Annotated in this window: 15 protein-coding genes; all 15 read left to right on the top strand. The window is 52.1% G+C overall.

Features of this window, described 5'->3' with window-relative positions; all coding sequences use genetic code 11:
* The 15 genes from BBD41_RS08585 (at position 1) to BBD41_RS08510 (ending at position 20675) form a co-directional block, all read left to right on the top strand.
* Complete coding sequence (locus BBD41_RS08585) at positions 1 to 2079, top strand: stalk domain-containing protein (RefSeq protein ID WP_157929280.1); 2079 nt, start codon at positions 1 to 3, stop codon at positions 2077 to 2079.
* 365 nt (positions 2080 to 2444) lie between these two features.
* Positions 2445 to 3713 carry a polysaccharide deacetylase family protein gene (locus BBD41_RS08580; RefSeq protein WP_099477272.1) on the top strand — a complete coding sequence of 423 codons (1269 nt, stop codon included), beginning with the start codon at positions 2445 to 2447 and terminating at the stop codon, positions 3711 to 3713.
* Between the two features lie 114 nt (positions 3714 to 3827).
* Positions 3828 to 6110: an outer membrane protein assembly factor BamB family protein gene (locus tag BBD41_RS08575; RefSeq protein ID WP_099477271.1), complete on the top strand. Its 2283-nt coding sequence runs from the start codon at positions 3828 to 3830 to the stop codon at positions 6108 to 6110.
* 170 nt (positions 6111 to 6280) lie between these two features.
* Positions 6281 to 8245: a copper amine oxidase N-terminal domain-containing protein gene (locus BBD41_RS08570; RefSeq protein WP_099477270.1), complete on the top strand. Its 1965-nt coding sequence runs from the start codon at positions 6281 to 6283 to the stop codon at positions 8243 to 8245.
* A gap of 273 nt (positions 8246 to 8518) precedes the next feature.
* Positions 8519 to 9730 carry an RHS repeat domain-containing protein gene (locus BBD41_RS30230; RefSeq protein ID WP_237087036.1) on the top strand — a complete coding sequence of 404 codons (1212 nt, stop codon included), beginning with the start codon at positions 8519 to 8521 and terminating at the stop codon, positions 9728 to 9730.
* Positions 9672 to 9821 (top strand): polymorphic toxin type 33 domain-containing protein, encoded by a 150-nt coding sequence (locus BBD41_RS30225; protein WP_237087035.1) that lies wholly within the window; start codon positions 9672 to 9674, stop codon positions 9819 to 9821. Before BBD41_RS30230 ends, BBD41_RS30225 begins: the two co-directional genes overlap by 59 nt.
* Before the next feature lie 33 nt (positions 9822 to 9854).
* Positions 9855 to 10238: a DUF4279 domain-containing protein gene (locus tag BBD41_RS08550; RefSeq protein ID WP_099480533.1), complete on the top strand. Its 384-nt coding sequence runs from the start codon at positions 9855 to 9857 to the stop codon at positions 10236 to 10238.
* Positions 10239 to 10875: 637 nt separating this feature from the next.
* Positions 10876 to 11241 (top strand): Hint domain-containing protein, encoded by a 366-nt coding sequence (locus BBD41_RS08545; protein WP_237087092.1) that lies wholly within the window; start codon positions 10876 to 10878, stop codon positions 11239 to 11241.
* A gap of 283 nt (positions 11242 to 11524) precedes the next feature.
* Positions 11525 to 11953: a HEAT repeat domain-containing protein gene (locus BBD41_RS08540; RefSeq protein WP_099477268.1), complete on the top strand. Its 429-nt coding sequence runs from the start codon at positions 11525 to 11527 to the stop codon at positions 11951 to 11953.
* A 356-nt stretch (positions 11954 to 12309) separates the two neighbouring features.
* Positions 12310 to 12858 (top strand): hypothetical protein, encoded by a 549-nt coding sequence (locus tag BBD41_RS08535; RefSeq protein ID WP_099477267.1) that lies wholly within the window; start codon positions 12310 to 12312, stop codon positions 12856 to 12858.
* Positions 12859 to 13638: 780 nt separating this feature from the next.
* A complete protein-coding gene (locus tag BBD41_RS08530) occupies positions 13639 to 15945 on the top strand; it encodes a helix-turn-helix domain-containing protein (RefSeq protein ID WP_099477266.1) in 2307 nt (768 codons plus the stop codon).
* Between the two features lie 203 nt (positions 15946 to 16148).
* Positions 16149 to 17069 carry an ABC transporter permease gene (locus tag BBD41_RS08525; protein WP_099477265.1) on the top strand — a complete coding sequence of 307 codons (921 nt, stop codon included), beginning with the start codon at positions 16149 to 16151 and terminating at the stop codon, positions 17067 to 17069.
* Between the two features lie 12 nt (positions 17070 to 17081).
* Positions 17082 to 17942, top strand: a complete 861-nt coding sequence (locus BBD41_RS08520; RefSeq protein ID WP_007131601.1) for a carbohydrate ABC transporter permease — start codon at positions 17082 to 17084, stop codon at positions 17940 to 17942.
* A gap of 80 nt (positions 17943 to 18022) precedes the next feature.
* Positions 18023 to 19573 carry an extracellular solute-binding protein gene (locus BBD41_RS08515; RefSeq protein WP_077569420.1) on the top strand — a complete coding sequence of 517 codons (1551 nt, stop codon included), beginning with the start codon at positions 18023 to 18025 and terminating at the stop codon, positions 19571 to 19573.
* A gap of 46 nt (positions 19574 to 19619) precedes the next feature.
* A complete protein-coding gene (locus BBD41_RS08510) occupies positions 19620 to 20675 on the top strand; it encodes an amidohydrolase family protein (protein WP_034272725.1) in 1056 nt (351 codons plus the stop codon).
* The last annotated feature ends 112 nt before the right edge of the window (positions 20676 to 20787 follow it).

Below are 20787 nucleotides of genomic sequence, written 5' to 3'. Positions count from 1 at the left end.
ATGATGAAGAACGTATACGAACCGGGGCGGAAGCGGCTGGCAGCAGTCATGCTGGCCGTTCCGCTCTTGACCGCCTCGTCCTGGGGCGGGGTCGCCGGCGCTGAACCGGTTAGCGGGGCAGCAGTCCAGGAGAAGCAGAGCACAGCTTCTGCAGGGGCTGTTGCTCAAGAGGGACAAGGCTCAGCTTCGGCAGGGGCTGTTGCTCAAGAGGGACAAGGCTCAGCTTCGGCTGGGAAGGCAGCCCAAGAGGGGCAAGGTGCAGATTCTGCCGCGAAGGCAGTCCAAGAGGATCCAAGCGCAGCTTCGGTCGGAAAGGCAGCCCAAGAAGGGCAAGGTTCTGTTTCGGCCGGGACAGATGCCTCGAGTGATGCAGTACAACCGGCAGGATCTTCGGCTGGGGCGGAAGCTTTAGCGCAAAGCTCCGAAACGCAAGGCAACAAGCTGGTAATATCTACGGGATCCGCTTCTTATATATTCAATGGGAAGCCTGTAGCCGCGGCGCAGAAGATGATGGTCCGAAAGGGATACAGCTATGTGCCGGTCAGCACGATGGCTAAGCTGTACGGCTGGGGCTTGTCCTATGACGCCAAGACCAAGGAGGCCATTGTAAAGGGAAGCCAAGGAGAGTGGCGGTTCAAGAACGGAAGCTCGTCGGTGCGGAAGGGTGGATCGTCGGTTCGAATGGATGCGCCTGCCATTACATACCGGGGAAGCATGATGGTGCCCGTCCGGAGCTGGGCCACGCTGACGGGAAGCAGTCTTGCGGTGACAGGCGGCAAAGTTGCGTTAACCTGGGGCAAGCGATCGACGGCAGCTTCGCCTCCCGTTGCGGACTTCACGACGGACAAGATAGAATACCGTCTGGGCGAGCCGGTGGTCTACCGGAATACGAGTCATGATCCGAAATATAAGATCGTGAAGGAAACGTGGAAGGGAAATGAGCCGGCATTCTTCACACCCGGCGAGCATGAAGTCACGCTGGAAGTGATAAACAGCGAAGGCGTATCGGCCTCGGTCCGCAAAACGGTGAGCGTGGTGGATGAATGGCTGTACACGAAGGAGCAGTATGATCGTTTATATACCCCCATGGGTAATAAATTCGATATCGACGGCGCATCTGTACTGATGATGGACGAAATTTCTTATTCAGTCACCCCGGACGAAAGCCAGCAGTTTATACGCAGCAACAGCCCAGAGCATTTAACGGAAGAGGGCATTGCTTATGAGGATACGCTAACCGGTAACGTGCGGATTAATATTCATAATCAGAACCGCTCGAAGAAGGACTTGAACGTCTACCTGATCGCTACCAACCCTGGTAACTCCGCTGCTTCGGTCAAGGTAGGCGCGGCCGGGATCGGCGGCCCGGCCCAGTATGTATCCACGAGCGGAAAGGCGGCGGTGACCCGCTATTTGGAAGCCTTGAGCTCCGGCGGAATAACGGATACGGTACGCATTCCCGCCGGTGGATCGGCCGTGCTGCTGCAGGAAGGGACGAAGCTTCCGTTGAAGCCGAGCCAGGTCCGGACCATCTACGCGGATCTGGAGCTCGAGGGCGACATCAAGCTGTCCGTCGTTGCGGTCGACCCATCACGCGATCCGGTGGCCGCGCTGAAAGAGCTGACGGTGCTTCCGCGGGACGGCAAGCATGTACGCGGAACGTTTACCGGCGCAGACCGGGAGGTCCAGGTCGACGGCGTCGTCGGCGAAAGCCCGCAGCGGCTTGTGCTCGGGGATCCTTCGCTCGACGGGTATTTGGAAGGCGTGGATGCCGTTACCGGCGAAGCCGAGAAGAATGTTGGCAACACCGGCGTGCTCTATTCGATGAGCCTGAAAGTAGCGCCGAATACCCTGGTCGCGCTGAATGCGCGTGGCGGGCATTATGCGGGCGCTCTGCTCGTGAACGACGAAGTGGTGCAGATGACAAGCGGCAGCATTTTGAAAAATTCATCCGAAGCCGGCGTCCTGTACCGGACCGGAGCGCAGGAGGAGACGGTTCGAATCGGCTTCATTCCCGCGTCGGGCAGCAACCTGCCGGTGCATATGCTGTTTATGCCGCTGCCTGAGCAACACGATTGATGAAGCTCGTGAACGCCCCCTTGATAGGGGGCTTTTTTTTCGTCGGTTCGGCAGTAAGATGGTCGGACAGAGAGCCTTGACCATCTTTCCCGGGCCGGTGATGAACTTTCTTGTTTCGGGTCTCATTTCAAATTCTGCCCCCTAATGCCCTCCGCAATCCGGAGTCGACTTCGGGCCGCCGTTGTAGGGGAGACAGCGAAACCCGCAACTGCGGTGTCTGTCGGTAATCCTCCATCCTTAACATGATCTTGCCAAGCGGCTCCATTTATTCAGCAACCTTTAAGCGGTTCTTAAGATCTGCAGGCGGCTTCCGTTAAGATGTCTTCCTTATACTGTGTCTCAGATACAGACAAGGAGGCAGTGGAATGAAGAAATCATGGGGTACATTCACGAACAAATTCAAACTAACGAGGATATTGCCAACATTGGTGCTCGCGGCGACCGTCCTTGTGACGGGATGCGGGACGCCGGTACCGGATGAAGTGACGATATCGCTGGACGGGAAAGAGTTCAAAGAGCCTGCTGCGGAGATTTATGAGGGACAGCTGATGGTTCCCGCATCGTTTATACAGCAAGCGTTAGGCAAGCGGGTGGAATGGGAGAAAGAGACCGATAAGAAGGGTGAGGAAGAGAAAGAAAAGGCCAAGGCCGTACACTATTCCGGCAAGGTTGGCGTCCTGATGTATCATGACATCATGGAGCAGCCGGACCGGGACGACATCTTGTCCACCCAGCAGTTCAAGCAGCAGATGGAGCTGCTTCGCAAGGAAGGGTTTGTGCCGATCAGCATGGAGGAGTACTTGGATTTTATCGGGAAGGGGAAGCCGGTTCCGGACAATGCGGTATTGATTACGTTTGATGACGGGTACGAAAGCTTTTACCAACTTGCCTACCCGATTCTCAAAGAATATAAATATCCGGCTGCAAACTTTATCATCGTATCGACCATCGATAAGCCTGCTGCCAGCGGCAGACCGAAGCTGACCTGGGATCAGATGCGGGAGATGACCCAGCATGACATTGGCTTCTATAACCATACCTATGATATGCATCGATACGGGGATACCGATGGGAAGGGCAGAAAGAAGCCGGTCACGACCCGGCAGCTGTATCTGCAGGACAAGAAACGAATCGAGACGGAGGATGAGTATAAACAGCGGGTGAAGGACGATCTGATTCGCGCCGAAGCCAGACTGAAGGAAGAGCTCGGCAATACGCGGAGCGCGGTAGCTCTGCCGTATGGGGCTTACAACGACAAGCTGCTGGCCGTGCTGAATTCCATCGGCGTAGAGGCTTCGTTTATGGTAAAGGAAGGCCGGAACGGAAGCGGTGACCGTAACGGATTCCGAATCAATGGAGGAAGATCCGATCAAAGTCCGGAGGCGGTCATTGCGAAGCTGAAGGGGCAGGATCCGACCAAGCGTAAGCTGGTGACAGGAGAGGGAGCCAAGCTCAAGATTGACGGGGAGGCCGTCCAGTTTTCCAAAATGCTGACCGGAGTGGCGACGGAGGATATCCTTGTTCCGCTGCGAGAGATCTGCAAGAAGTATGAGATCAAGGTGGATTGGAACCATAAAAAGAAACGGGCGGTCATGACCACATCCCAGGCTGCGGATGCGGGCGGTAAAGAGTAGGAATTGCGTAAGCTCCCTTCGAAGGAAGGGAGCATTTTTCGTTTCCAAATGCGAACGCATTGCCTTATAATAGCGTTTACATGGTAAAGGTTTGTATTCGAAAGGGTGATTCCTGTGCGCTCACGTTTATCGATCAAGAAACGGCTAGGCATAGTTCTAGCAGCAGCGATCTGTCTCTCGCTGGTCCCGCTGCCGGTTCAGCCGGTGAAGGAGGCCGGCCCCACGGTATATGCGGACGGTACGGGGAGCTTGAAGCCCGGAAAGGTCACGCTTCGGCAGAAGGTCGTTTTATATGAAAATGCTCCGTCCCGAACCAGAAGTCTGCGCAATCACAGCGCCGCCTATTACGGCCATCCGGGCGAGACGTTCCGGGTTAGCGATGTCAAGGGAGAAATGGCCTTCATTGAATCGGATGAGCTGGGCGATGTGTGGCTCCCGGCCTGGTATTTGTCCAAGGAAGCCGGGCAGGTCCGGAATATCGATCCGCTCTCGCTAAGGCTTCCGGCCAACAGCAGCATCTACGCGGCTCCTGGCAGCTCGGTCCGCTGGCCAGCCTCTCAAGCCGGCGAGATGCCCCTCATTGCCGTATCGAAGTGGCAGGATTGGTACGGCGTCTTGATTGCCCCGGATCCATGGAAGAAGGAGCACACCCTCTATCGTCCGGCGATCATGTGGGTTAAGGCCAAGGATGTGAAGTCTAAGGAGAAGCTCCCTGCCGGGATGCTGGAGCCTTCATCGGAGCTGCCGATCGAAGCTGTGCGGCATTTGACGGATTACCTGGTGGATGAAGGTGACAGCAAGTCCTATGTTAAGCAGCTGCTTGGCGAGCCGCAGGTAAAGGAGCATTCGCGGAATCAGGAGCAGCGCTCGGGCCGGCCGCCGGTGATCGGCGAGACGTGGAGATATGAGGCACGGGAGGCGTTGTTCACGGCGACCTTCTCCCCGGCCGGGAAGCTGACCGCCTGGGAATGGACCTTCCCGAACGCCGCAGCATTTGAGGGGAACTATTATGCGGGCAGCCATGATCCATTCAGCTATCGGTTCTCGGCCATGCCGCTGCTGCGGACCATTGAAGCTGGGCCAGTCTGGAGAAATCAGGGTAACCTGAATTTCACCTTCCTTCTGGAAGCCAGCCGGGACGCCCTGCTCATCAAGGGGGATGACGGCGGATTCAGCGGGATGCATGACAACTCCTCCCTGTATGCGATTGACCGGAGCACGGGGAAGAAGCTGTGGCAGCAGGATGCCGGGTTTGGCTGGTATACGGCTGTCCCGGATCGAAATCGGGAACATATCACGATGTACTCGGCCTATAATCCGGAGAAGAAGGCGTATGAGTCCAGGGTGCGGCATATCCGGTTAACGGACGGGCGCATATTGTGGGAAAGAAAGCATAAAGCGGAATTCGGGCTTACGATGACCGCCGCCTCGGGCGCGATCCTTCTGTTAGAAGGGCTCGACTTGAATGCCAAGAAAAGCATGCTCAGCGTCGTGGATCAGCAGACCGGCAAGCTTCGTTGGAAGAAGACGCTGTCCGGCGAGTATCGGCTGCTCAATCAGGGCCCGGAAGATCCATATGTGCTTATTGAGCAAAGCGGCAAGCTGACGGCGTACGCGCCGATGACCGGGAAGATCGCCTGGACGTACAAATCTGGCAGGAAAGTGATGGATGATCCGGGCTGGGATCCTTACTTCACCGGCGGGTACCGATATGAGCCGTTGTCGCCTGCCGGCACGACCACCAGATGGATGCTGCTCGGAGACAAATGGACCCTGCTCAATATGAAGAGCGGGAAGCGGGAGGGCAGCTATCCGGCAAATGAGATGGAGCGGATCGAGGTGCTGGATGAGCGCTATCTTTTGGTGCAGCGGGCGCTTGATGGGAATTATTTCACAGGGGCTAAATCATATGAGACCGTGCTGTACGATGCGGTGAATCAGCGGGAGCTGTGGACGGTGAAGGGCAGGGCCGCCCGCGGTATTATGGAGGGGGATGTCATTTATCTGACGCTGAACGGGATCCCGGCGGCCGTCGAGAAAGAGACCGGGGAGACGATCTGGAAGATGGAGACCTCTTTAAAGAGCAATGAAGATGTTACGCAGCTTGTCGGCAGCAGCTTCGGCATCCTGGACCGGTATTTGCTTATTAGCTTTGGCGGTGACCTAATCGTCCTGGACAAAGGGAACGGCAGGATCCTTGGCAGGTTATTCGACATCGCCACCGGCAACGTCGATCTGCGCGAGCAGGCGGCAAGAAGCGGCGCACTGAATATTGCCGATGGCGAAGTCTATATAGGTACGGTCAACGGGGCGTTCGTCCGCTATGATGCGGCGGAGTTGAAGGAACGGCTGGATGAGCGGGGGGCGGAGCTAGACGCTGCTGGGGGGCAAAATTAAGAAGTAAAAGAATCGTCCCCGTGGTCGGGTAGAGGCTGCGGGGATGATTTTTGCATAAAAGGCTAGTGCTTGAAAATTGGATATTGTTTCGAATCTATTAAATGGTATAATATTCCTGGTTCGATTGAACTAGAGTGATAATATATTCCAATAAGAGAAGAGGTTCGTGCATGTTTAAGAAGTGGTTCGTTCTGCTGCTCGCGGTATGCCTGATGATTCCGACCGCGGCCGGCGCTGCGTATGGGGAATCCGCCAAGGACAGCGCCAATATTTCCATGCTGCTGCCAGACGGCACTCCATTGATGAAGGATGGGACGGCGTGGATTACCTATACCCGGCTTCCATTTGATAAAATTCCGGTACCGATGGGAGAAGATTTGGAGCAAATTGCCGGCACAAGCGAATATGGCTTCGGTGTAGCCCGAAGCGGCGAGCTCGCCATGTGGGACCAGAAGGGTTATCGTTCCATAGCAGGCCAGAACAACGTCAAGCAGGTGGGGGAAGGCTACTGGCTGACCAAGGAAGGGACAATCTACCATTTGGTTAATGATGCGCCACAAGCTGTTAAAGGCTTTGAGGGGATCGCTGTGTTCGATGGACAGTCCGGAATCGTGGGCGGTATTACGCAATCGGGAACGGTGTTGTACCATAACCGGAGTTATACTCCAGAGCCGGTTACCCTTGGGCAAGTGCCGGATCCTTCGAATATTCGCAAAATGAAGGTTGCCGGCGATTATACGGCCGTCCTTTATCAAGACGGAAGAATCATTCTGTTCAGCACGCTCCGCATCAACGGCAGTACGACGTATTTGTCCCAGACCCTGTTTCAAGACGGGGCGGATATTTCGTTTGGCAAGGAGCAAAAACTGCTGTTCGCCAAAAAGGACGGAACCGTGTGGAGTGCAAAGCTGGATGTGTTTACCCAAACCTTTGAAACGAGCCCGGTATCCGGAATCAACGGGGTTCGACAGATTGTCGGCATCGGGGGCACCAAGAGCTTTTTTGCCCAAATGTCGGACGGCACCTGGATCGAGTATGAAAACGGACAGAAATATGATGTTCCGGTTCCAAGCATTACGGCCGTGACGTTCAAGGTGGCGAACGCCAAACCGAAGGTGGGCAGCACCATTACGCCATCGGTAGAGTTTCAATATGGCAGCGGGGAGAAACACAAAGTTCCTGCAAACCTCGTGACGTTGTCGATCGATAAGCCTCATCTGCTCAAGGCAACGGGGAACGGCACATATAAAGTGCTGGGTGTAGGCGAAATCAATCTGACGATCGAAGCGGCAGGCAAGATGCAATCGGTGAAGGTCGTGTCAGGACTCGGAAAGCCGCTGCAAAATGCAAAGCAGGAAAAGGGCATCACCTACCTCCCGCTGAAGCCGGTTTTTGAAGCGTTGGGAGGTTCGGTTCAATATCAAGCATCGTCCAAAACCTTCAATATTGTTGTAGGGACGACGGAAATTTCCGTGAAGACTGGCAGCAAGCAGGCTAAGATCAACGGCAAGACCGTCAACATGAAAGGGGCTCCGATCCAGAACAAAGGAGAGACGCTCGTCTCGTCTGATTTGTTGGCGTCCGCCCTGGGTGCCAAGCTGAAGTGGGATTCCAAAAAGCAGCAAATGACCGTCACGCTGGGGTCCGCCCAGTTTATCGTAAAGGGCGAGCAGAAGAAGGGTCAGAGCACCAGTTCAGGAGGAAACTCCTCGGGTAAAAGCAAAATGTCTGCCGTTCCCGCAAGCGGAAGCATGGCGGGCTGGAAGCTGCTTAAGGGGCATGAATACGAAAAGTCTCTGCGTATTTATTTTCAATATAAGAACGGGATATTGAAGACCAAAACCGAGGATATCCGCAAGGTGGATTTGAACAAAAAAGTGACTTGGGTCGACGATTACGGGTACAAGCATACCAACACCGTCCGCGAAATCTATACGCTGCTGTTCTCGCTGAGCAATCAGTATACCTCGGATTGGCTGCATAAGAAGTTCGGCAAGTTGTATGAGGACTGGCTCCTCACCTCACTGGTCGATGCAGGACGCATCGTCGAGCAGTATCTTCAAGAAACCGGCCAGATGCCGAGCTATACGCCAAACGTAACGCTGACGCCGGAAGCCGAATTCGAGTATGAATAAGGCAAGACGTAATGAGAAGATGAGGCATCGTTTATCTATGAATGGTGACTTGGTTTAATATAGCTAGCAGTGGATGGCTCCTGAATTGATCAGGGGTCATCTTTTTTTATTGTTTCGCGGAAGTGTAGTGACCTATGGAATCGAGAACGTGAGCCCTTACTTCTTTTATATGACTTTAATAATAAATAATCCATAAAATGTCCTTTCTTGGGTTGCAGTTCAAGCTTTGAGTACGAGCAGATGGCGGGAGGCGCTGCTTGGAAGAAGCCTACCATGGTCGCCGTTAAAATGAACGATACCCAAACTCAAGTAACGAAGATGGAATACGATGATCAGGGGAGCGTTACGAGTTATGTCGTGTCTGAGGGAGCCGGGGCCTCACCACTCGCACAGTCCGAGTATGCGTATGATTCTTACGGAAACCTGACGCTCACCAAAGTAAGGGATACATCTCGTTTTATTGAGCAGACGTATAAATACGAGTCCCCGTACGGGCTTCATCTGCTAACAAACGAATCCATCGTCGTCCGGGATGCTTCCTCTGGAACGTCCGTCATTGCCAGCGACTATTCGTATTGGCCGACAGGCGAACTGAAAAGCAAGAAGGACGGCGACGGCCACGTGCAGTCCTATTCGTATGATTCGTCCGGCCGAATCACGCAAATCGACTACAGCGATGGTACACGCTCTTCCGTGCGATATGACGATACCCTGAATCGTATTACACGGACAGCCCCGGACGGCGTGATTACGACGGAGCAATATGACCCGTTCGGGTTGCTGGTCCAGGAGCAGACTCATCAGGCTTTATTCGAGTATGAATATGACGAAGAAGGCAATATGACGGTTGTGACGGATGCCGAAGGCAATGCCACGACCCAAGTGTATGATGCTTTTGGCAGAAATACAAAAACGGTATTTCCGGACGGCACCAGCAGCAGTACCGATTATCAACTGGTTGATCGGACGATCACTTACACGGATGCAACTGGGAACAAGCAGCGTGAAGTGTACGACCTTCTTGGCAGAACGACGTCGACGGAAGAGTGGAAGAACGGCGCTTACGTGCCTCTGCAACAAATGGAGTACGACTTGCTTGGACAGATTATTGCAACGGTGGACGGCAATCAGCAGCGTACGGAATATGCCTATGATGTGATGGGACGTTTGACGTCGGTGAAGGATCCAAAAGGAGATGTCACCCGCTACGTCTACAGCATGGCCGGGGACCTAGTGCAGGTGGTGTTCCCAGACCAACAAAAGGTTTTAGAATACTTTGTGGCCGGTATTGAATTTGGAACTAGACTTATAGGTGGTACAGCATCTAAAGGATTTACTCGTTTAGGTATAAAGAATCGAAAAGGTCCTGAAATTAAAATTAGTATCCAAAAAATTGATGATAAATACCTGAAAAAGAAAGGAATAGATGCCCACGAGGTTAAAAGGGAGTTCCTGGGGAAGAAAGCTCCCAATAGCAGAGTATGATCTCTATATTGATAAAGGGACGGGACAAGTGTTTATATACAGGAAGAAAGGTAAAGGCGAGCCTATCCCAACAGGGATTTTTATTAAATGATATGGAGGTGCACAAGTGGATTATACAAAGGTAATGGCGGAGTTTAATATCTTAGGAGATAGTTTTCCAGTTGAAGATATTACGCTAAAGTTGTCGATTATACCTACAGAATCATACAATAAAGGTGATTTATCCAAATATAATAACATCAAGAAAGAAACCTGTTGGTGTATAAGTACGGGATACGAGGAGTCAATGGATATAAACGACCAACTTTCGAAGATTATAGGAGAGATTAGAGACAAAAAGGATATTTTGATTCAATTAAAGAATCAATATAATTTAGAATTTCAGTTAATGATCGTTTTGAACATCATTGATAATGACAAGCCTGCAATATATTTGGATAAAGATATCATCCATTTTGTAAGTGAAATTGATGCATCAATTCAGTTTGATTATTATATTTATTCATAGCTATTTTGTGAGGTTGTCCCAAAAGACATCATAGATGACTGAGGGACAACCTCTTTTTTTCATTTGTTAAATAAAATGAAAACTACTCTTCGGTAAAATGGAAGTACCATCAACCATTACCCTTAAAGAGAGGATTCTTTATAACATTCAATATACATGGATCAACTCTGTTCACCAATGGATTTAGAAGAAGATATTCCAGCAAATCACCTCGTTCGCGTCGTCAACGCCGCTGCCAATCGTTTCGACGACGCCATCTTCGACGCGGCTTACCGTGGAGGCGGACGAGACAGCGGGGCAAGACGAAGGGGCAGGCAATTGTCTGCATCATGAGAATGCTGGTTAATATCGTCTACAAGATGATGAAGAACAAGACGGAGTATGTAATACCTGCTATGACAAAGGGTGCTGTATAATAATGGATAAAAAAGCGGTGTAAATCCGCTTTTTTCGTAGAATTGAGCGGATGGGGAATCCGCTAACCTAAAATTTGTATGCCTATGTAGGGAATAATCCGCTTATATATGTGGACCCCAGCGGAAATGTATGGAAATGGGTCAACGACGGATGGAAATGGATTCAGAAAGGGGCCAAATCCGCGATAGACTTTCTGATAATGGATGATTTGCGCGCATTGGTGGATCCAAAGTCCTCCTTCTATGACCGAGCGATGGCAGCGATTGGATTCATTCCTGTAGGGAAAGCCTATAAGGGCGGAAAGGTAATCATAAAATGGGCGAATAAAGACGGTAAAGTGGTGGAAAAGGCCTTAAAAGGTTGTAACTATTTCACTGCTGGAACAATGATCCAAACAGACGAAGGGGAGAAACCTATCCAGGAAATCGAGGTAGGTGATAAGATTCTTTCCAAGTCCGATGAGACTGGAGAAGTGGAGCACTCTTGGAACACTAAATATAAGACACACGGAGAAGCATTCTTGAGTGATATTGGTAAAATAATTGATGGTGGAGAACAGTATCGTTTGTGGGTAAGGGATCTTTGAAAAAAGATGGTGAAGTGTTTAAATATTTATAGAGGGCAATGGCGTGACAGTTGCCACTAAACCAAATGGAGCGTTTGTTACTCTACTAGAATAAAGAGAACATTAAAAAAGCCATAGATCAATTGGCTAAAGGTGGCGCCTTTTGGCTAATGTTTCTGTTTGTTGCAAGTAAAATAAGGGAGCAATCGATATGGTAGGAATTAAGCTTAGAGCACATTTCGGCTCTGGATTTATCCATATATGATAGGATTGCTGTCGGCAAACTCTATAAAGGAACGATCCAGTGTACAATAATAGATTAGAAGAATATATCTGTAAGGGCATGATTGAAGAGGCAATCATATTAGTTAGGTTTGTAGGGGGAACGAAAGATAAAACATATCGGAGTCTATTGCTTAAGCATCTTAAGGCTACAGATAGTAAAATACTAAGAAATGAAATTGCCCTCGCCCTTTCTGATATGGGAAGTAATGAAGCAGTAGACAGTTTGGTTGAAATGTTGATGCATCCGATAACAAAAGGAAGCAGAGGTACATTATTATATGCGCTTAGAGAACTCGATTATATAGATCTTATTTCCAAAATAACAGATTTTATTGGTGTTTCGAGTCTGGAAGTTAGTATGGAAGCATTCTTATTACTCGAGAATGTGTTTGGTAAGTTGTCTGATGAACAAAAACGAAAATGTAAACATATTGTCGTGCAAAGTTGAAGGTTGATGAGAATGAGCATATTCAAGATGCGCTAGATATGTTCAAATAAATGAGAGTAACCGAAACTACTACGGCGAAGAGACCAAACTGATTGCTTTAGCTGGTGTCTCCGGAGGCAAAGCCGTCATTACGTACGCCTATATCTACGACCTGTACGACCAGGGGCAAGGATTTGACAACTTAAAAATGGTAAATATGGGTCAGCTACATTAGAAAAGGATCGGGCAATAAATTCTGGAGCCGGCACTCATGGAGGTAGTTACTATAAACTAAAAATAAGAGGCGAGAGTGGTTATTGGAGTATTACCAAGGAAGGAAAGATACTTAGACGAAAAAAATAAAAGGATGTATGAATATGACAATAGAAAGCGCGACCTGTGAAGATGTTGCATCAATCGAATGTTACTTTAAACGATTGGACATGGAAGAGGAAACTGATCTAGACGACTATACTGTGGGTGTACTTGATGTCTTCCCGTATATTCTTTCAGAGAAAGAAGCTGAGCATCTCTTATCCTCATTCGAGAATCATAATCTGAAATACGAAGTCAGATTTATTGAAACAATTAGAAAAGTATTCTATAAGAACGGGAAGGAGGTTCTGATCTATTGTCCTAACATTAATGAGTACTTTTTAGAGCACACTGAAGAAGAAAGTCTGTTAACGAAAGATATAGTAAGATTGCAATCAGATGTTTTCAAAGTTACGTCAGAAAAGTATTTAGAAGAGTTTATAAAGCTATCGACACGAGAGTTACAATTTTCGAACTTCTATTTTACTAATATTCCTACCGTAATAATAGGAAATTATGACTTGAGCTTTCCTGTATATTGCTTAACAAAAGTTGATTTTGATTGGATATGCAAGCAAGCGAAGCAAGAAGGTTTATTTATACGACAGTAATATTGACGGCGCATGTGAGTGAAGGCACTCCATGCGTTTTTTCTTAGTTTTTGTTTTATTAAAACTGAAATATTGGGATTCGTTAGAAACATTCCATAATAATACATATTAACTTTTCGTTGTTTAGAAAATGTTATTTAGGCTAATTATGCAGACGTGTGAAGTCATAGACCCTCCATTTTCTTCGGTGATTGTACAGTGTGGTAAAGTATTCCAATAAAAAATATGCTAACTGCTACTTTGAGGTTTTTATTGAGGAGGCCCTCGTTACAGTAGGAACATAATTCCTTCGATATTTCGTTCCGATTAATAACCGTTTGTCTTCTTTCCCGACTCTTCAAACAGCGAATATTATACCTCCCATCAAAATATAGTTGAACTGACAGATGGCCAAGCCAAGTGGCGTATAGATGTGTATTTCGGAAAATTTAGGATGGCACGTACCTGCGAAAAGGGAGCTTACGTAGCGTCGAGCGACTAACAAGTCCCTAAAAGGGACTTATGGCGCGGAACCCGGCCACGCGAGGCACAACAAGTCCTAAAGGGACTTGTTGTGGACAAAACGGCCACGCGAGCCCTCACAAGTCCCCAATAGGGACTTGTTTGACGCGCACCCCGGCCGCACCGGCCCCTTCGCTGACGAGCCAGTGCCCGGCGCCTTGCACGCTTGTGCCCGCACGCACCTCGCACCACTGCCGCCCTGGTCCGCGGCCGCGGCACCCAGCCGTCTAACCCCGCAGGCCCTGCCGCCTGCCATTTCAAACCCAAGGGGGATCCCACATGAAGCCAGCTGCGCACAGTCGATCTCCTGAGCAAGGAGCCGTCCCAAACCCAGCGCGGAGGCGCAACCTGTTTTGGCGCCTGTTCGCCAACTATTTTCTGCTCATCCTCATCCCGGTCATTGCCGCCAGCGTCCTTGCACAGGTGCTGGTCGTGCGGATCATCGAGCAGGATGCGGAGCGCCTGAACGACATCGTGATGAGCCGGTTCGCTGAGCAGACGGACGCTTCGCTCCAGGCGCTGAAGACGAATATGATCCAGATCCTGAGCACCTCCAGGCTGCGAAGCGTGCTGATGGGCTCTGCCGACTCCCCGGGAGGCAGGCTGCAGCCGGAGCTGCTTCATTCGCTGCGGGAGCAGCTGCAGCAGCTGGAGTCGGATGAGCTCGTGGAGCGGGCGTATTACATTTTCGTACACGAGGACCTGATCATCGATGCGGAGACGTATACGAACAAAGCCTACTATTTTACCACGCGTTATCCAATGGAGCCCCGAAGCCGCAAACAGCTGGAAGCCGAATTGACCGGCAAAAAGATGATGAATTTCGCCGACCCCGGCAGTTCCCTGACGGCGGTGATGAGCTATCCCTTCAATACAAATGCCCCCGATGTGTATCTCCTGGTTGATCTGAAGACGAACAAGCTCCAGGAGCAGATTCATATTCCGGAAAGCTGGGTCCGCGGGACGGCGATCATCGACGATCGCGGCCGCATGATCTCCGAGAACGGTTTAAGCGAGCGGGACCGGCAGATCCTGCAGCAGCGGATCCATGCCGAAGGCGTATCCCCGCAATTTACGATTTCGGACAAGACCGGACTCTCGCTCATGAAATCGGCATTCGACGAGAAATGGCATTATATCAGCATGATCGAGCTGGGAACATTGATGAAGCCGGTATACGTCACCCGTTTCATAAGCTGGGCGTTCCTCGCATTTTTTCTGGTCGTCGGGGGATGGGTGTCATATTACTTGAGCCGGCGTTTATACCGGCCGATTGCGGAAATCCGGAATGGACTGAAGTCGCACCGCCGCACCGGAGAAAGTCCTGCGCATGAAGGGAATGAGTTTGACGTCATCAAACGCTATTCCCAGTCCATCATGACCGAGAACCGGGAGCTGTCCCACATGGTCCACGGGATGCTGCCGATCGTGCAGGAGCAGTTCGTGACCAAGCTGCTGCTCGGTCAATACCGCGACGCCCTGTCCATTGAATACTACGCCAAGGAGATCGAGTTTGCGTACAACCCCGTAGCGGCCAGAACGGTGCTGACCATTGCGCTTCACGACAATCTCAATCTAGATGTGCCGGAGCATCCGACGGAAACGGGAAAAACCTTTCTGCTGGCCGAGATGAAGGACAAGATCCGTAAGCTGGCCCCGGGCCGAATATGGCTGTGCCAGACCAAGCCGAATCTGCTGGGCTGCATCGTGCAGCATGACAAGGCGATGAGTGATGGCCCCGAGCATATAGCGGAAATGGCGAAGCTCATTTTGCTGCAATACGGCGACTATTTTAAGGCCACCATCGGCATTGGCAAAACCGTTCAAACGATGGAGGAGCTTCACCTTTCCTACGAGCATGCCGTCATCGTGCTCCAGTATCGGGGGCTCAACTCCACCGTTGAAATTTGCGGGAGTCAGCCCGTCCGCGATTTGCAGGGAGGCGATTCCTTCCTGTCCGTGCAGGAGGTCAACCGGATTCTGAACCAGTGCAAAACCAGGGAATACGACAAGCTGCTCCGGTCCATGTTGGATCTGCTGGAGGAAGGGCAGCGCAGAGATGCGGCCGCCGAGCAGATGAAGTATCTGCTGGCGGATGTGCTGAACACGTGGATCCGGGCAGCCGAATCCGAGCATAACGAGCTGAACGTTCCGTATTACTCCCGGTTATTTGAACGCATGAACCGCTGCATGACATGGGGTGAGCTCAGGGCGTGCTTCGAGGAGATTCACGCGTTCCTCTTTCGGCGGCCGGCACCCGGCACGCGCGCTCAGCAGATCGCCGGCATTGTGGCGTACATTCACGAGCATTACGACCAAGAGCTGTCGATCGAGGCTTTTGCCGGCATGATGAACATGTCCATCGGCCACTTCAGCCGCACCTTCAAGGAAGAAGTCGGGGAGAAATATGTGGAGTATATCGCGAAGTACCGGCTCATGAAAGCGAAGCAGCTGCTGCTCGAAACGGATCTGAAGCTGGACGAGATTGCCGAGAGGGTCGGATATTGGGGCCGAAACTCGCTGATTCGGGCCTTCCGCAAATATGAGGGCATTACGCCGGCGAAATACCGGACGCTGCACCAATAGCGTTACAAAGAGAGAGACTGATTTTTTTCGAAAAGTCTCTTTTTTTGCATGGACGAAGCCGCAAACCCTTGCTCCACAAGGGATGCAAGCTTGGCGCCCGCAGGAAAAGATGCGCGCTTTACGCCCCGGGCTTAGGCTCGTATAGTGGGGACAACAGCCGGAGGTGTAGACTACAGAAACGCCAAACAAGGAGGTGGTGGGGATTGGCGCAGCTATCGCGTATCGGATATGTGCTGAAAAAGCACAAAGCATTGTACCTGCTGATGCTGCCGGGCATTCTGTATTACCTGATTTTTAAATACGCGCCGATGTACGGCATCATCATCGCCTTCAAGGATTACTCGATCGGCCGGGGGATATGGGGCAGCAAGTTTGTCGGCCTGAAGCATTTCATTGAGTTCTTCTACGTGACGCCTGATGCGTGGAAGCTGATCCGCAACACGATCATGCTGAACGTGTACGATCTGCTGTTTCACTTTCCGGCGCCCATCATTCTGGCGGTGCTGTTCCATGAGCTGAAGAGCAAATGGTTCAAGCGATTCGTGCAAAACATCAGTTATATGCCGCATTTTCTGTCCACCGTCGTCATTGCCGGTATTCTGGTCACCTTCCTGTCGCCGACGACCGGGGTAATCAACCACCTGCTGGTGAAGCTGTTCGGGATCGAGCCGATTATGTTTCTCGGCATGCCGGAATGGTTCCGGACGGTATATGTGGGCTCGGAAATATGGCAGAAGGTTGGCTGGGGCACGATCCTGTATCTGGCCGCCATTGCCGGCATCGATCCGATGCTGTATGAAGCGGCGAAGATGGATGGCGCGAACCGGTGGCAGCAAATTCGGCATATCACCTTTGTTGGCATGGTGCCGGTCATGATCATTTTGTTCGTGCTGACCCTCGGCAATTTCATGGAAGCCAGCTTCGAGAAAATATTGCTGATCTACAACACGATGAACTACGAAACGTCCGACGTTATCAACACCTTCGTTTACAGGCGGGGCATTCTCGACGCCGACTTCAGCTTCGCCACCGCGGTCGGCCTGTTCCAATCGGCGATCGGATTCATTCTGGTCGTGGCGGCGAACCGCATCGTGCGCAAATATTCGGAGACCAGCTTGTGGTAAAGGAGATGCGCCATGAAACAAAAGGTGAGCCTCGGCTCGAGGCTGTTTGACTTCTTCAACATCACATTCATGATCGTGCTCATCATCGTGATGGCTTATCCCATGGTATACGTATTCTCGGCATCGATCAGCAATAATGCCCTCGTCGCCAGCGGAGCGGTGCTGCTATGGCCGAAAAAGATAACGCTGATCGCATATGAGCAGCTCATCTATAATCCGGATTTGTGGGTCAGCTATTGGAATACGATCCGGTATACGGCGCTGCATACGGTGCTGACCCTCATCGCGACGTCCGCGATGGCTTATCCGCTGGCGAAGCGCTGGCTGCCGGGACGGAGGGTGATCCTGCTGATGGCCGCCTTCACCCTCCTCTTCAGCGGGGGGATGATTCCGACCTTCCTGATCGTCCAGCGGCTTGGATTGCTCGATACGATCTGGGCCATCGTCCTCCCGTCGCTGATCAGCACCTGGTATTTGTTCATCATGCGGACGTTCTTCGAGGGACTGCCGGAAGAGCTGGAGGACGCAGCAGCCATCGATGGGTGCGGCTCCATGCAGATTTTAGTGCGGATCGTGCTGCCGCTGTCGCTTCCCGTGATGGTGACAATCGGCCTTTTTACCGCCGTGAATCAATGGAATTCGTTCTTCAGCGCTTTGATCTATTTGAACGACCGGGAGATGTATCCGCTGCAGATCATGCTGCGCAACATTTTGATTGCCGGCACGAATGTGCAGGGCGAAGGGGATCTGACCCACCTCGAAACGCTGAAGTACGCGATGATTATCATCGCGACGCTGCCGATACTATGCGTCTACCCGTTCATTCAGAAATATTTCGTCCAAGGGACAATGATCGGCGGAATCAAGGGATAACGGTAACGGTAGCGATGGATGCAGGCTCATCCGTTTCTATAAGGCATGCTGTATTTTTTGAAAAAAGGGAGGTTGTGTGCATGACGCGGAAGGGTTTCAGGAAGGCGCTCCTATTGATGCTGCTGTGCGCCCTGCTTGTTACGGGCTGCGGCGGCGGAGGCGGGAAGGATGACGGGACGCTGAGCCCGGACAATCCCGTTACCTTCTCATGGCTCGTGTATGACCGGGTGGAGGGGAAGGTCAGGGACGACTGGGAGATTTTTAAAGAAATCGAGGCAAAGACGGGGGTCAAGGTGGAATTTCAGGTGGTCAGCCAGGAAGGGCTCGAAGAGAAACGGCAGATCATGATCGCCACGAACACCGCTACCGATTTCATCCAGGTGCCTACGCAGGACGGCAGAGAGCATGGACCGGAGAAGGTATTCCTCAACCTCCAGGATTATCTCGACAAGGCGCCGAATCTGAAGGCGTTCTACGAGAAGTACCCGGAAGCCAAAGCGCTGGCAACCGGCACGGACGGCGGGCTGTACACCGTCCCTGTGCTCGAAGGCGATGCGGAGGGGAAGGGCTTTAACTTCATCTGGTATGCACGCAAGGATATTCTGGATCAGCACGGCATTAAGCCGCCGACGACCGTGGATGAGTTCTACCAATTCCTCAAAACGCTGAAGGAAAAATATCCGGACTCCTATCCGCTCATTTCCAACTCGATCGTCGGCGATACCGGTCTCTTCACGACCTTCGGCCGCATTTTCACCGGCATTCACGGCTTCTACAGCCTGGATCCGACGACGGATCAGTATGCCTTCGCGCCATATCATGACAATTACAAGGCGATGCTGGAGTTTCTGAACAAGTTGTACACGGAGAAGCTGCTTGATCCGGAATTTTCGCTGCTGACGCAGGCGCAGTGGGAAGAGCGGATTCTGACGGGCAAATCGCTCGTCACGTATTTCTGGAAGGCGGATCTGGAATCGCTCGTCGCGAAGGCGCGGGATGCAGGGATTCCGGAATACGATTTGGATGCGATCCCGTCGTTTGCGGCTGACGGCATCAAGAACTATCAGTTCTCCCGTCCCGTCGTCGGCACCGTCGGCCGGGCGATCTCGGCCAAAGTGAAGGATAAGGAGCGGGCCGTGCAGTTCCTCGACTATTTGGTCAGCGAGGAGGGAACGAATTATCTCTCGCTCGGCATTGAAGGTAAAACGTATACGATGGAGGACGGCAAGCCGGTCTACAACAAAGATTTTGGCGCCTCCCCGTTCAATACGCTGCGGAAGGACTGGGGCGTCTGGTATGATCTCATCACCTTGAACAACGCGCTGTCACGCGAGGCTTGGGAGCGCGGTCTAAGCGAGAAGAGCAAGGACATCAACGCGCGCTATGCCGAGTATATCATCCCGGCGCCGAAGCAGATCGTCAAGACGGAGGAAGAGCTGGAGCTGGAGAAGTCGAAGCTGAACAACCTGAACAAATTCCTGGAGCAGAAGGTGACGGAATTCGTGACCGGCAAAACGCCAATTAACGACGAGACGTATCAGCAATTTATCGATCAGGCGAAAAAGCTGGGCGCCGACGAGCTTCTGGCCATGTACAATACGGCCTATACGCGCACCTATGGCGGCAAGTAAGGAAGCAGATAGGGAGGAGAGGAGGAATCCGAACGTGGAGACGAAAGTGGAGACCTATAAGATCATCGACGTCGATGTTCATAACGAGCAGGATGACCGTGCCCTGCTCCCTTATCTCGAGGAGCCATGGCGCTCCCGGGTAGCGGCTTCCGGCATCGGTTATGCAGGCTCCGGGTACTATTCGCCGATCGGCGTGATGAAGAAGGATTCGATTCCCCCTGGCGGAGGGAAAGCCGGGTCTGATCCGGATTTCATGATCAAGCAGCTTATCGAAGGCTACGATGTGGAGTATGCCGTGCTGACCGGCGTCGTCTATAACATTTCATCCACGCATGATCCGGACTACGCGGCAGCCATTTGCTCGGCCTACAACGATTATCTGATCAACGAATGGCTCGGCAAACATAAGGCGTTTAAGGGCGCGATGGTCGTGGCGACCCAGGATCCGCTGCTTGCGGCCCGCGAGATTGACCGGGTCGGCGGGCATCCGGACATCGTCGAGGTGATGATCTCCAGCGCGGCGCGTTCCCCGCTCGGACAGCGCCACTATCATCCGATCTATGAAGCGGCCGAGCGGAACGGCCTCCCGGTGGCGATCCATCCGGGAGCCGAGGGCGGCGGCAGCTCAACGGCTCCAACCGCGGCCGGCTACCCGGCCCGGTACATTGAATGGCATACCTGCCTCTCCCAGATGTTCATGGCACATCTGGTGAGCATGGTATGCGAGGGCATCTTCGTGAAATTTCCGAAGCTGAAGGTCGTGCTCGTGGAGGGCGGGGTGGCCTGGCTTCCGGCATTGATGTGGCGCCTGGACAAAAACTACAAGGCGCTCCGCTCCACCGTGCCTTGGCTGAAGAAGATGCCGAGCCAGTATATCCGGGAGCACTGCTACCTGTCGACCCAGCCGATCGAGGAGCCGGACCATCCGCAGCATCTGATCGATCTGTTCAATATGATCGATGCCGAGAACATCCTGCTCTACTCCAGCGACTACCCGCATTGGGACTTCGATTCCCCCCATCACATTTTGCGGGGGCTGAAGCCGGAGGCAAGGCGGAAGATTTTCTACGAAAACGCGAAGCAGCTGTACCGGCTGGATTAATCCGGGGAGGAAGCAGGCGGTACGGCCTGCGAGCATTGCCGGACTCAAGTGACGCGGCAGTCTGGTCACCCGTCATCCTAGCATTCCCGGACCGTGCATCATGCGAAGGTCG

Origin of the sequence: Paenibacillus ihbetae (assembly GCF_002741055.1) — a bacterium.
In the GTDB taxonomy this organism is placed as follows: domain Bacteria; phylum Bacillota; class Bacilli; order Paenibacillales; family Paenibacillaceae; genus Paenibacillus_AQ; species Paenibacillus_AQ ihbetae.
The sequence above is the reverse complement of the archived record's forward strand: the minus strand, read 5'-3'. Positions and strand labels throughout refer to the sequence as shown.

What these genes read in the sequence shown, in the direction of transcription:
- BBD41_RS30225 (WP_237087035.1), top strand. Translation starts at nt 9,672, where the DNA reads ATGCCCACGAGGTTAAAAGGGAGTTCCTGGGGAAGAAAGCTCCCAATA.
- BBD41_RS08585 (WP_157929280.1), top strand. Translation starts at nt 1, where the DNA reads ATGATGAAGAACGTATACGAACCGGGGCGGAAGCGGCTGGCAGCAGTC.
- BBD41_RS08515 (WP_077569420.1), top strand. Translation starts at nt 18,023, where the DNA reads ATGACGCGGAAGGGTTTCAGGAAGGCGCTCCTATTGATGCTGCTGTGC.
- BBD41_RS08535 (WP_099477267.1), top strand. Translation starts at nt 12,310, where the DNA reads ATGACAATAGAAAGCGCGACCTGTGAAGATGTTGCATCAATCGAATGT.
- BBD41_RS08550 (WP_099480533.1), top strand. Translation starts at nt 9,855, where the DNA reads ATGGCGGAGTTTAATATCTTAGGAGATAGTTTTCCAGTTGAAGATATT.
- BBD41_RS08570 (WP_099477270.1), top strand. Translation starts at nt 6,281, where the DNA reads ATGTTTAAGAAGTGGTTCGTTCTGCTGCTCGCGGTATGCCTGATGATT.
- BBD41_RS08530 (WP_099477266.1), top strand. Translation starts at nt 13,639, where the DNA reads ATGAAGCCAGCTGCGCACAGTCGATCTCCTGAGCAAGGAGCCGTCCCA.
- BBD41_RS30230 (WP_237087036.1), top strand. Translation starts at nt 8,519, where the DNA reads ATGGTCGCCGTTAAAATGAACGATACCCAAACTCAAGTAACGAAGATG.
- BBD41_RS08580 (WP_099477272.1), top strand. Translation starts at nt 2,445, where the DNA reads ATGAAGAAATCATGGGGTACATTCACGAACAAATTCAAACTAACGAGG.
- BBD41_RS08520 (WP_007131601.1), top strand. Translation starts at nt 17,082, where the DNA reads ATGAAACAAAAGGTGAGCCTCGGCTCGAGGCTGTTTGACTTCTTCAAC.